Below are 13,420 nucleotides of genomic sequence, written 5' to 3'. Positions count from 1 at the left end.
TTAATGGTACATTTATCTGACAAACGAAAAATGACAATTATGATCGCGATCATTACATCTTTATTTTTTGCCGCAATAAACCAGACCATCATCGGCATTGCTATGCCTCGTATTATCGCAAATTTAGGCGGTATGGACTATTATTCATGGGCCATTACGATCTACCTGCTAACTTCTACTGTTGCGTCCGTACTTGTAGGTAAACTCTCCGATATTTATGGGCGAAAACCATTCATCCTGTCCGGTATCGGATTATTTATGATTGGTGCGATCTTATCCGGTTTTTCATCAGATATATTCGAATTAATTAGCTATCGTGCGATCCAAGGTGCAGGGGCGGGTATTATTATGTCCACGGTGTTCACCGCGATAGGAGATCTCTACGAGCCTAGGGAACGTGCGAAATGGACCGGAGTCATGAGTGCTGTCTTCGGACTGTCCAGCGTAGCTGGTCCTTTAATGGGTGGGTATATCGTCGATCACCTTGATTGGCGGTGGGTATTCTGGATCTTCCTCCCCCTCGGTATCATTGCCTTTATATTAATTCTGATCAACTTCCCGAAGGTTCCGAAGCGGCAAGGTGAATCCGTGGATTACTGGGGATCACTATTCTTAACACTCACGATTGTTCCTATGTTGCTCGCCTTTTCGTTGGCTGGTGACGGACCTAAACAATATGCTTGGGGTTCATGGCAAATCATTGGATTGTTCGCGGCGACCATCCTTTCATTAATCATCTTTGTAAGGATTCAATTCAAAGTAAAAAGTCCTGTACTTCCTCTTGCCTTGTTTAAAAACAGTGTGTTTACGGTTTCTAACCTGGTTGGCTTTTTCTTAAACGCCGCCATGATGGGCGCCATCATTTATGTACCATTCTTTGTTCAAGGTGTTAAAGGGATTTCTCCAACAATGGCAGGCTATGTGGCTATGCCGATGTCGATTGCTATGCTGATTACAACCTCTTTTGCCGGACAGATGATGTCCAAGACAGGCAAATATAAAAAGATGGCTATTATCGGATTAACGGTCATGGCCATCTCAATGGCCTTGATGTATTTCATGGTTCCTTCTACTCCCATCTATGTCCTCATTATCTATATGATCCTTCTAGGTCTCGGAATCGGAGTAGCCATGCCCGTCTTCTCCCTTACCGTTCAAAACGCCGTCTCTCCTCAGCAAATAGGGGTGGCAACCGCAACCTCGCAGTTGTTCCGAAATCTTGGAGGTACGATAGGCATCGCGGTCATGGGTAGCTTGATGAGTGCAAATATTACGAAGAAAATGACCCAATTATCTGGTAACACTGGAGATAATTCGAATGTCGCAGCATCAAACCCTGAATTAGCTGAGAAACTGTCTCTCTTTAGTAATCCGCAAAATCTTCTGGATCAACCCAAGATTGAAGCGGCATTGAACAGCTTGTCACCAGAGTTACAAACCGTATTTACACAAATGCTGGATATGATTCGAGAAGCATTGAGTTACGCCATCACAACGACTTTTTTAGCTGGTGCCATAGTCGCTTGCTTGGCCGTAGTAACTGCACTATTTCTTAAAGAAATTCCCCTACGTTCTGCAAAAGGTATGGCTCAGCAAACAGCCGCTATTCATTCGGAGGCTCGTTCACTTTCAAAATAATCTCGTAGCAAAAAAGAGCGTTCTAGCAAGGAATTCCTTGCAGAGCGCTCTTTTCTTATATCAATCCAAATAAAATGAATCCGATCGTATTGATTGCTAAATTAGCAAACATATGTACCATCCACGAAGCATAAATATTCCCGTTTCTTTCATTTAGCCAGTTAAACAATAAACCTGCGATAAACAAACTTGTAATTAACAGAAGAAATAAAGGGACTGTAAACCAGCTCGTCATCATCGCGATATGGTACACCGCAAACGCACCGGCACTGAATATGTAGGCAAACTTACGTCCAGTCAGCTTCTTCAGCGATAAAAATGCAAAGCCACGAAAGAAAAATTCTTCAAGCAATGAATTGACGATGGAAATATATATGGCGACGTATAAGAAGTTATCCGCATTTACTCCAATGTTATTCTGTAATGATTCCGTCACTTGAGACAGGTCAAGCATTGGACCGATTAACATATAACTCCCCATAATCAAAACATATACGCCAACTCCGAGCAGTATGGAGAAGATAAGCCCTTTTTTCTCAAGCTTAAATAAGGATCGGAACGATACCTCTCTATTAATGAGGCAATAAACGAGCGGTAAAGTTAAAAATAGAACGAACTTGATCATCGATTTCACCGCATAATCCGGCATGATTACCGCATCCACATAAGCCATCGCGATACAACCGAAAACAATCATGGCTATCATGGAGGTTATGTTCTTTCTTGTTGTCATAGCTCTTCCTTCCTCTACTGTAAACTAAGTTTCTTCGCAGTCTCTATACAGTAAAGCAGGTTTCCTTAAATGTCGAGGGCAGAGAATAAATAACAAAGGGACCGGAGTTTTTTTATCTAAGAGATAAAAGAAACCCGGTCCCTCAATGCATTCATTATTTCTTCGATTCGAGCGTTTCTAGATACTCCGAAATCTGACTCGGTGTCTTGGCAAATTTACTGTGAAGATGAGCCAATTTCTCACCATTTTTATAAACCAACAGGCTGGGAATACCGCGAACTTCATTCTTGCTTGTAATCTCCTCGAGTTGTTCTACATCCAGTGCATAAAATTCTTTATCTGGATGCTTAGCCATAATATCCGGCAGGAATTTATCTAGCGTTTTGCAATCCGGACACCAAGTAGCGTCGTATTTAATGACGGTTAGTCCGTCACGATTAATCAGATCTTCATATTGTTTCTCTGTTTGAATGCGTTCCATTTTACCTCTCCCCTTGTCCAGGTGTCTTAGTGGTTCCTTAGAAATTCAAGATTCAAATTATAGCAATGACCTTGATCACAATCTAAGCCGTCTACCTGCTATTCTAGCCGTTTATAAGAAGGTTTGCAAAAGGGGATTTTTCATGGATATCAATTTATGATAATGCCAACAAAGATTCACAAAACAAAATTTTCCTCTTCTACCTGAATTGCTGAAACTTTCCCCTACCCGACAGCGTCTTATAGATGAGGAAAATAATAACAATCACTTATGATGAAGGAGGTCAATCGTGTGAGGAAGTTTTGGACTGCTTTGCTAGTAGGAATACTCATCGTTCCTTTACTGTTCCAGTCACAGGCGCAGGCAGCAGTAAAATTCACCATCTTGATTGATGGGGTAAAATTATCTACAAGTCAGGCTCCGGTTATGATTCAAGGTCGTGTCATGTTACCAATGAGGGCCATCTTTGAAGCGCTGGACGCCAAGGTTACTTGGAATCAGAAAGCTCAGACGGTTACCGCAGTTAAAGACAGAACAACTGTTGTATTGAAGATTAACTCCAAGACAGCAACCATCAACAAGCAAAGTGTTAAACTCGATGTTCCAGCTAAGAATTTGAAAGGTACGACAATGGTACCTGTTCGCTTTGTCAGTGAATCCTTAGGAGAAAAAGTCGGTTGGAATTCCAAAACCAAAACCGTCTCCATCACTACATCTTCGGGCGGTGGAGTTACCACTCCTGATAACAGCTTGTACCCGGTTTCCTATGTCACTTTAAGAGATGTCGGAAATAGCGGCGATGGCCGCGATCTTCAGGTCAACTTCGCCAAATCTGTTACCGAATCCCGGGTGGGTCAGTACCGAGTTATGATCGTCAAATCATCTAAATCATCCAGCTTTAATGTATCAGCAGCACAAATGGTCCCATCCTATAACTACACCGTTGTGTATCCATCCGGTTCAGACCCTTCGGTTACACTAACATCGGGTTCACGCGACGTGGATGGAGATTATATCCGTGACAATCAAGCTTATACAGCCTACGTGTTGGCTATTGGAAAGACAAGTAACGAGGTTGTGTTATCTTCAGCTTCACCAGCCATTACATTAACGAATACGAACGCCGTAGAATCTGCATCCAACGTGAAAGGGAACGATGTCAACGACTACAATGATGGTCGGGACTTATCCGTAAGCTTTACACGTGCAAAAAATGAATCCATTATTTCGAATTACCGAGTTATTGCCGTTAAAACCAAAGATATTAGCCGTTTTGATCTGGCAGCAGCCAAATCATTACCGAGTCAGAATTATACAACAGTAAGCAAAACGAACAGCAGCAACACAACGCTGTCAACTACACTAAGTTCCTCCTCACGCGACTCTTCAGGTGAATACATCAAGAATGGAGTAGCTTATACACTTTATGTTCTTTCCGTCAGCAGCAATGAGAATACGGTAGCAAGCAAGCTGTCATCCGGATCATCTTCAATTACGCTTGCAACAGGCTCTACCACTGCTCCAGTTATTACATCGGTAACAGATGTCAATGATTACGGCGATGGCCGCGATCTTCGAGTTAGCTTTACGAAGCTATCCAATGAATCCAGTATCGGTTCTTACCGTATTTTCGTAGTAAAGTCTAACGATTACCACAATTTCAATCTGAGTAAAGCAAACTCCGTATCCAGCTACAATTACACACAAGTAAACAAGACTGGCAATAATATCACTCATACTCTCTCCTCTGGAGCCCGAGATGTGGATGGAGCGACGATTAGAAGTGGAGTTTACTATCGAGTATTTGTAATGGCAGTAGGAACAGGAAACAATTCAGGAAACAACAGTTTGTCTTCTGTTTCTAGCGACATCATCTTGAACAACAATACGAATGTAGGAACTATCTCAAGTCTCTCTGTTAGCGATGTTAGCGATTATGGCGATGGCCGTGACCTTCAGGTTTCATTCAACCGGGCATCGGATGAATACAATATCAGCCATTACCAGGCTTTCGTTGTTAAATCGAATAAAGTGAATAACTTCGATCTGAACAAAGCTAACTCGTTGTCCAACAGCTACTACTACACACAAATTAATAAGACGGGATACAACATCAGTCAGATATTGAACTCCAGTAGCAGGGATACAGACGGAGAACTTATCAAAAACGGCGTCAGCTACCGCGTGTTCATTTTGTCGGTCGGAAATAATAATTCTACGGGTAACAACGCTCTGTCATCTTACTCATCAACCATTTCACTGAGCAACAACCGCAATGTGAGTGCAGTAACTAATGTAAGGGTTGACGATGTAAGAGATAATAACAATGGTAGTGACCTGAATGTATCTTTCACGAGAGCTTATGATGAATCGCCAATCAGTCATTATCAGGCTTTCGTTGTCAAATCAGGCAAAGCAAATAACTTTAATCTGAATACTGCCAGCTCTAACAACTACTACACACAGATCAATAAAACCGGATACGATATCAGCCAAAGTTTGAGCTCCAGCAGTCGTGATACGGACGGAGATTATATCCGTGAGGGAACTAGCTACCGCGTGTTCATTATGTCGGTAGGCTACAACAATTATGCCGGCAACAACGCGTTATCATCCTACTCTTCAGCCATTACACTGGGCAAGACACTTTCACTGAATCCTGCAACGAGCGTAGAAGTTCAAGACATAGGCGATAATGATAACGGCAGCGATTTGCAGGTGAAATTCACACGGTCTTCGGATTACAGCAACATTAGTGAATACCGTATCCTCGTCGTTAAAAATAGTAAAGCAGGTAACTTTAATCTTACAGCTGCCAATGCCGTAAATGATTACACGAAAGAAACCAGCCAAAACGGAACAATCACAAGGACACTCGCAGCAAATGCAAAAGATACCGACGGAGAAGCTATTAAAGATGGCATTGAATACAGTGTATTCGTCTTAGCCATCGGTAAAAACAATCTTGCTGACAGAACGGCAATTTCCACTGCCTCAAATGTGATCACACTGACGAACAAAACTCCAGTCAATCCGGTTACAGATGTAACAGCGATGGATAGCGGTGACAATGGTGATGGCCGAGACTTATTTGTAACTTTTAAAAAAGCATCGAATGAGAAAAACATTGACCATTATAGAATATACGTCGTTCCGAAAGATGCTGAGTTCAAGCTTGACGACGCTAATAGGTCCTCTCATTTTAAAGAAGTAAAAGTTGGTTCCGATTATCGCGACAGCTTCTCTCAAGAAGCTAAGGATAGTAGCGGTAACAAAATTACCAATCCTTTGTCTTACAAAGTTTTCGTCCTCTCTGTGAGCAAGGACAAAAATTCTAGCAACAATGCATTGTCAGCATCATCCGAGGTTGTTACGCTTGAAGGACCTGGAATAGCAGCTCCAACGAACGTGAAGGCAACAGCGAATGAGTATGGCTTCAACATTACATTCTCACCAGGACAGCAATCTAAGAATGTTGAAGAATATCGCGTAATGCTTGTACCTGCATCCAATCCTAAAGATAATTTGGAGGATGTCGCCCATTCTGTAAAAGCTACTGTTAATAGTACTAGCAAAGACTTTGGTGCACTGCTTGAAAAAGATATATACGATGCACCATTAAGCAAAGATTTAAAGTATAATGCGTATGTTCTTGCCGTCAATAAATCAAAATCAGCTAAGAACGCTTTATCTGAGCCATTAGAGAATTTAGAGCTCCTCCAGCCTGGCGAATCTGCAGCAAGTAGTGTAACTGTAGAACCAGCGAAGGATAAGAATAGCATAAGCGTAAGTTTTAAGACGGCGATGAAGGATAGTGAAATTACTTCTTATCAAATTGTGTTTCTTCCAGCTGACAGCGCTGGCACCTTCAACTTGAAGAAAGCCGCCGCTTCCACAACCCTGCTTAGAATGTCTGAAATCAATCCACCTCAATCAGAGATCGACGGTACCGGTGAAACCGGAACAGGAACCGGAGCGGATACGATCAAGAAGTACACCTTCAAGATTCCAGGCAAAGACGGGAACGGAGCGGACATTCAAGCAGGTAAGGAGTATAAAGCGATCATCCTCAGTCATGTTGTAAAAGATGATAAATCAACCGAGATTGTCGCTGTATCCAACCCGTCCAAAGGATTTGTTCTGGTTGCAGCCAAAGCTAAGAAATAATACGTTTTACAGCTCTACTTCATCATTAAATTAACACGAAACAGCCTCCACCCGGTAATTTATCGGATGGAGGCTGTTTTCACTTAACCAAAATACTTACATCGCATGACCTGGCAGCTTACTCAGCAGGTTATAGAGAACTTGGGCACTTTCAGCCCGTGTGGTAATCCCTTGCGGTCTGAATACATCATCCGTGATCCCCTTCATCAGACCGAGCGCATATGCCGATTGGACAGCTTCCTGAACCCAGATCGGGGAGCTCTTCACATCCTTGAACTGTATCTCATTATCCTGCATTGCTCGCTGTACAGCCACCGATTGATACGCTCTTACAATCATAGCCACCATTTCCTGGCGCTTGATGAATGCACCCGGCGCAAATTCCTTGCGGTTGATACCGCTAACGATGCCAGCCTTCGCCGCAGCCGTTACGGCTCCTGCATACCATGCCTCAGAAGGAACATCCGTAAAATGAGAGCTTCCTTCTTCCTTCAGTCCGAGTGCTCGAACAAGCATAGCTGCGAACTCGGCCCTTGTCACCCGCTTGTCAGGCGCAAACTGATGGTCATTGATGCCTTTAATAACTTGTTTAGCCGACAGCTCTTGAATGACCTGAGAAGCCCAGTGTCCTGGCTTTACATCCGTAAAATTCTTATTGAATTGGAGTGCCGCATAGGTGCTGAAATGATGAATCTCTGAGATCAGATTATCTCCATTCCATGTTCCACCGACGTATTCCAGACTGCCGTCTGCTGCAAAATAATAGATGCCCGTCAATTTACGATCCACATCACCTATTACCAGAAGATGGATGGTAATCGGTTTAGTGAATGTTGAAAGCCCGGTTGTCTTACCATCCTTCGTCATGATATTTAAGCTAAAGGATAACAGATCACTTGCTGCACCAATTACAGAGCCCGACTTACCGGCTGCCTCAGCCATCAGGCGAAGTGCTTCTTCCCCTGTGATTCTCTTGGCACTAAGCTTAATCGTGCTTCCCTCCCGCTCATCAGCAGAGATCAACTCACTCAGAGAACGGAGCACATCTGCAGGAATTGTAAGTGCCACATTTCCTGCGTTCACAATTACCGGTGTTTCCTTCAATAGTGATACAGCGTTACCCGGTAGGTGCAGCTCTTCAAGTGGCTCCTTCGTATTAAGAACCACTTCACCTTTTGCCATCATGGCCACAAGCTCAGCTGAACTAACTGATATTTTTCCGGTAACTTCAGGAGTCGGAACAAGTGGCTGAACTGGCGTGGTCGATCCACCACCGCTACCACTTCCATGATTCTCTCCTCCTGTATTACCTCCACCATTACCTTCACCCGGATCTGGACCCGGTGTTCCCGAAGGTAAGACACTTAGATCGTAACTGGCGCTGAATTCTCCATAGACTGCAGATATCACCGTAGTACCTTCTGACAGTGCTCTTATTAACCCTCCGTCATCGATGGATGCAACACCCGGTGCGCTGCTTTCATACACAATACCTTCTAGCAATCGGATACGAGTACCATCTTCATATACGGCCTCCGTCACGGTCTGATGCGTCTCTCCTACTTTAAGAGGAGACTTAGCTTGCAGTTCCAAAGATTCGATCTTCCCCTCCAGAACTCGTTCTACCGTGATCGTAGTCTCTGCATACAGCTCTGGTACAGCATTGCTTGTAGCCCGGACAACAGCGGTACCAAGACCTCTGGCAGTAACCAGTCCATCCTCAGAGACTGTAACCACCTCTTCCTCTTCCGGGTCGGAGCTGTATACCGACCATGTGACTGATTTGTGCGATGCATGGTCTGGCTTAACCACAGCCGTTAACGTCTTGCTTTCGCCAAGTGCTAAATGGATATCTTGCTGCTCAATTTCAATTGATTCAGGCTGAACTGTATTTTTTGATAAAGTAAATTCATCGGCAACACGTCCGCCTATAGTCTTCGTTACCATTCTCAGTTCATCACCCGTTATTTCAACCGAAGCATACATTTGGGTCTGTTCTTCATCCGTTACCTTCTGCCAATCCCTTGATGTCAACGGATAGAATTTGGATCCCGACGAACCTGCGATTACATAGGTTGTCCCCTGGCCATCTGTTGAAACCTGCTTGTCTTTCATAAGATGAGTCCGTAAATACATATGATCGTGTCCGTTCAGAACGAGATCGACATTATACTTTTCTAACACAGGTGCCCATAAATCTCTAACTTCCACCGTATCGTAAATACTTCCGTATGGCCCACGGTGAAACATCGCAATCTTCCATTTTTTCGTTGTCTTGGCCAGATCCTGTTCTAGCCATTCCTTCTGCTCCTCATATTGATACTCACTGTTCAGCACGATGAAATGAGCATCCTTATAGTCGAAGGAAAAGTTCGTTCCTTGCAGACTCGGCACTCCATTACCGGGTTGGTTAAAGTGCGCGAGGAAATCGCTGTTCCCCTTCGTCCCCATAACCTCATGATTACCAATAGCCCCGACGAGCGTCGTATTCAGAAATGCTTCTTGCGCTTCCCTAAACCATAAATTCCACTGGTTCTCATTGAAGCCCTTATCCACCATATCTCCCGCCTGGTAGATAAATTCAGAATCCGGATGTTCACCTACGGCTTTTCGTACCGTGTTGCCCCACAGCTTGAAGTCAAACTCTGAGCTTCCTTGAGAATCTGCAAAATACAAAAATTTCGTATGATCCCCTTCAAGTTCTGCAGTTTGGAATTTCCCTTGGGCGCTATAGTGCTCTTTCCCATCTCCTACCCGGTAAACATAAGCAGTTCCCGGCTTTAGTCCATCTGCGTTTGCTTTATGCACCCGTATGGTACCGATGTCCAGCGTCTGATAAAGACTGCTCTCGCCCTGTATGAGCGTCATATTAGGTCCGTCAAAGCCTGTAAATTCAGACTCCTCTACAAGTTCAACGACCGTCTGATTTACACCCGGATTCGTATGCCACGTAAAGCCCCTGGATTGCGCCGGGTCCTCTCCCATACTTACATTAATGTTATAAGGCGTCTGGCTTCCGAACAGCTTCGATACCGTGAACGGTATAACCGGACTGTAGAAGGTTCCTTTTACAGCCTGCAATTGATAGGTCTTAACGACCGAAGTCAGAGTCGTGTCTTTCAAAATCCCTTCCGAATCCGTAATGCCAATCGATTGACCATCTGCTGTTATTTCTGCTCCCTCAAGTGGTGCGCCGCTCTCATCTTTAACCTGAAGGAGCGTTTCATAGCCTTCAATCTGCCCTTCTTCACTCCACTCCAGTGTCAAATGCGTGCGGATCTCTGATGTCTGAGGAAGTCCGAAGAATGGATAAGAAATATCCCCTGTACTGACAAACGAAATGCTACCGGATATAAATTCGAATGTGTGGGTTCCTACAACATCTTTTTTTACGCGATATTGGATTTGTCCAATCCCATCCTCATCTGTCAAACCGGCTGTTTGTATATCGTTCAGCTTCAGCCTCACACGGCCAGCTTCACTATCGATTTCAGACTGCAGTTGAGACTCATTGAGCTTCTCGCCACGAACAAGCTCCAGATCCTCTAGCTTTGACGGATCATAAGCGAAATCAATCTCTCCGCTGCGAATATCCGATGGCTTTACGCCAAATAGATCCAATGTATACGTATTGCCCGCATAGATATCCTTTGGTGTGCTATATACAAGCTTAGAGGAGCCTGTCTCTACGTTGAAGGTCCAGACCTTGATCGTTTGATTACCTGAAAGGTCCTTAACGGAAACCTTCACCTGATGGACACCGTCCGCTAAAGGTGTGGAAGGGGTAAAGTGAATTTCTCCCTTTGGCGGGTACAGCGTATGCTCCACCAGCTTCCCGTCCAGATAGAAACGGATCTTGTCCGGATCGATCAACGTTGTCCCCGGATGCTTGTCCGGATCATAGTCAGCATCCTCCGCGATTAACGATATCTTAGGCTGGCTATTGGTAATCGTCGACCCATCCGCGGGTGACAGTTCTTTTAGCACCGGAGGATTCATATCGTCCTGATTCGGTCCGTATAAAGCGCGGATCTGATCTATATAGAGAACACCTGCATCCTTCTTTGCAGCCGAAGTCTCCATGTATCGCACAGGCATATCCATAGTCAGTGGCATAACACGCCCCTTAGGGACGTCTGCCTCTAAGTACTTCCAGCCTTCAAAGTCTACGCCAACACCCTCATCGACAAAATTAAGAGGGATGGTCCCTTTACTATCACGCATTTGTGCACGAAGCCAGTGCTTCTTCCCATCTCCGTACACCCACATGCTTATTTTTTCGGGGTAACCTGGAATAACGATGTTATTCGCTGCGCTCTTGGTCTGCAGATAAGCTCCTGAAGTTCCCGGAGTTCCTGTGAAGTCATACTCCAGCTTCAATGAGCTATTGCCGAATCGCACCAGATCTTCATCGTTCTCAATGCTTGCCCTAACGGAATTGTATTGTGCACCAGCGCTTTCCTGATAAGCATCCAGGCCATTCTCGAAATCCTCCAGAGTGACTGGAGGAAGACCGATGTTCACGTCTACAGAGGCTTCCACACCTTTGTAGCTCACGATGATCTTGCCAGTCTTCTCCGTTTCATTCACGGCGGTAAATGTGCCGGTGTCATCGATGTAACCAATATCTCCCTCGGTTCGCCATTCCAGTTGACTGTTATTCGCTTGAATAACCTGACCCTGGCGAAGAGCTGTGACCTTCAGTGTCTCAGATTTCCCTGGGGCAAAGCTCTTGACGGTATCATCAAAACTTAGCTCCGTCAATTCATCCACAACTTCTACCTTCCCCGTTCCGCTTAAGCTGCCGGACCGAGCCTTCACATCGGCCATACCTGCTGCCGCTCCCGCTGTGAAGAGTCCTGCTCCGTCAAACGTACCTAACTCTGGGGCAACACTCCATTCTACCGCACCAGATAAACGAACTGGATGTACGTTACTATCTACTGCTGCGGCTTTAAATTCCGCCGTGGAGCCTGTCAGTACACGCTCGATCTGAGGCTTCACAACAAGCTTGTCCGCTGCTCTCTCCGGTGCTTTATTCACCAGCAAAATACCATTAGCCGTTCTTCTCTCCCCGCCGTCAGAGGGAGAATTCATCACCTTACGATCTGTCTCCCCTGGCATTCTCGCAACGAAGGTCGCAGAGCCGCCGCCATCCAGATTTAGGGCATCAACCGCGCCAAGCTCCTGCATAATCTGACTGAGTTCCGTCAAGGTTACACCCTCGCTGAAGCCTGGTTGGCGTCCATCAACGACAAGCATAATCATCGAACCATCCTCTTTGGTACCGATCGCTGTCCGCGGATATACTGCCGGATCATCGGTAGGCACAATTGAGCCATTCGCGATTAACCGGGAATGCCCGCCGATCGCCATCGTAACATCCTTCCACACATCTTCTAGCTCTAGCGATAATGTAACCTCATCACCGACACTAAGCCCAGCCAATACTTCACGCTGCTTACCAGATGCCGAGAGGATTACTTTACCGTCTGTAATCGGTGTGTTTCCCTTATCCTTATGTACCTCGGATACCTTCAAACGCATGGTCTGCCCACTCTTCACCTCGCCTGACAGAATATCAAGTACAATCTCATCTCCTAGCCCATTAGTTACGGTAGAGGTATGAAATGAGGGCGTATAAAGTACTAATGCATCACTGCTGCGCAGGCGATTGATAGCCGTCAGATGATTTTCCTTACCACCGATCTTTACCGTTCGGATTAACTTGGGGCTTGGACCGTAAATCGTTGATCCATCCTCCCTCATGCCGAAGGCAAGCCAATCATTCGGCGGGTTGTTCAGCAGTTCGCCATCACCCATGAACAGACCAAGCGGTAATCCATTGGACATATCGTAATAATCTCCATTGATAGCTGCAATGACCCGATTACCTTCGGTATCCGCATCCGAGGCCATTTTGGTAACTCCCTGCATACCATAAATTTTCCCATCCGTCTTGCCCGGCTGCAGTTCGAGCGCTTGATCTTTCGGATTAAACTCGACATAATGAAGCTTCTCCAGACCTCGATCCAGCTTCATATTCTTCCATGTATACGTCGCTCCCGGTCCGATCTCCATCTTCTGCTCATCCAGGACATCAAAGGTATTTGAAGTCACTTCCTCCGCCAGCACCTGCTTTACCGGTACCAGAAGAGACAGCAACATCACACCGATAAGCAAAAAAGATATCAATGATTTTCGCTTGCTTCCTGCCATTCCATCATGACCTCCATATCTATTAGAAATTTAATTTTACGCAGGGGCTATCACGATCAGTCACCCTTCTGGTCAGTATAACGACATGTTGTAAACTCCACCTCCCTAATGTGTTAAGTTTTTGTTAATTACTTTTCTTTCATCACCCCAATTTGTAAAGCGCTTACATATTACTATAATGA

5 protein-coding genes are annotated in these 13,420 nt (G+C 45.0%); 2 read left to right on the top strand and 3 right to left on the bottom strand.

The genetic code is table 11. The features are described 5' to 3' along the window. The first annotated feature begins 3 nt into the window (after positions 1 to 3). A complete protein-coding gene (locus ACFQV5_RS03145) occupies positions 4 to 1,638 on the top strand; it encodes an MDR family MFS transporter (RefSeq protein WP_379243568.1) in 1,635 nt (544 codons plus the stop codon). 55 nt (positions 1,639 to 1,693) lie between these two features. Here ACFQV5_RS03145 and ACFQV5_RS03140 read toward each other — a convergent pair whose 3' ends face one another. Further along, a complete protein-coding gene (locus tag ACFQV5_RS03140; protein WP_379243566.1) occupies positions 1,694 to 2,371 on the bottom strand; it encodes a CPBP family intramembrane glutamic endopeptidase in 678 nt (225 codons plus the stop codon). A gap of 154 nt (positions 2,372 to 2,525) precedes the next feature. Further along, entirely contained in the window at positions 2,526 to 2,852 is a 327-nt protein-coding gene (locus tag ACFQV5_RS03135) for a thioredoxin family protein (protein WP_379243564.1), read from the bottom strand. Between the two features lie 291 nt (positions 2,853 to 3,143). Here ACFQV5_RS03135 and ACFQV5_RS03130 point away from each other — a divergent pair, with 291 nt between their 5' ends. Then, complete coding sequence (locus ACFQV5_RS03130) at positions 3,144 to 7,019, top strand: stalk domain-containing protein (protein WP_379243562.1); 3,876 nt, start codon at positions 3,144 to 3,146, stop codon at positions 7,017 to 7,019. A gap of 96 nt (positions 7,020 to 7,115) precedes the next feature. On the opposite strand, the gene ACFQV5_RS03125 is transcribed toward ACFQV5_RS03130, so the two are convergent. Further along, the gene (locus tag ACFQV5_RS03125; protein ID WP_379243560.1) at positions 7,116 to 13,238 is read right to left on the bottom strand and encodes a phosphodiester glycosidase family protein; all 6,123 of its coding nucleotides are present in this window, start codon (positions 13,236 to 13,238) and stop codon (positions 7,116 to 7,118) included. Positions 13,239 to 13,420: the final 182 nt, after the last annotated feature.

The organism is Paenibacillus sp. GCM10028914 (genome assembly GCF_042666275.1).
GTDB lineage: Bacteria > Bacillota > Bacilli > Paenibacillales > Paenibacillaceae > Paenibacillus_AQ.
This window is presented reverse-complemented; position numbering and strand designations above follow the sequence as displayed.

Excerpts from the sequence above, each read along its gene's own strand:
- ACFQV5_RS03145 (WP_379243568.1), top strand. The coding sequence starts at position 4 with ATGGTACATTTATCTGACAAACGAAAAATGACAATTATGATCGCGATC.
- ACFQV5_RS03140 (WP_379243566.1), bottom strand. The coding sequence starts at position 2,371 with ATGACAACAAGAAAGAACATAACCTCCATGATAGCCATGATTGTTTTC.
- ACFQV5_RS03135 (WP_379243564.1), bottom strand. The coding sequence starts at position 2,852 with ATGGAACGCATTCAAACAGAGAAACAATATGAAGATCTGATTAATCGT.
- ACFQV5_RS03125 (WP_379243560.1), bottom strand. The coding sequence starts at position 13,238 with ATGGCAGGAAGCAAGCGAAAATCATTGATATCTTTTTTGCTTATCGGT.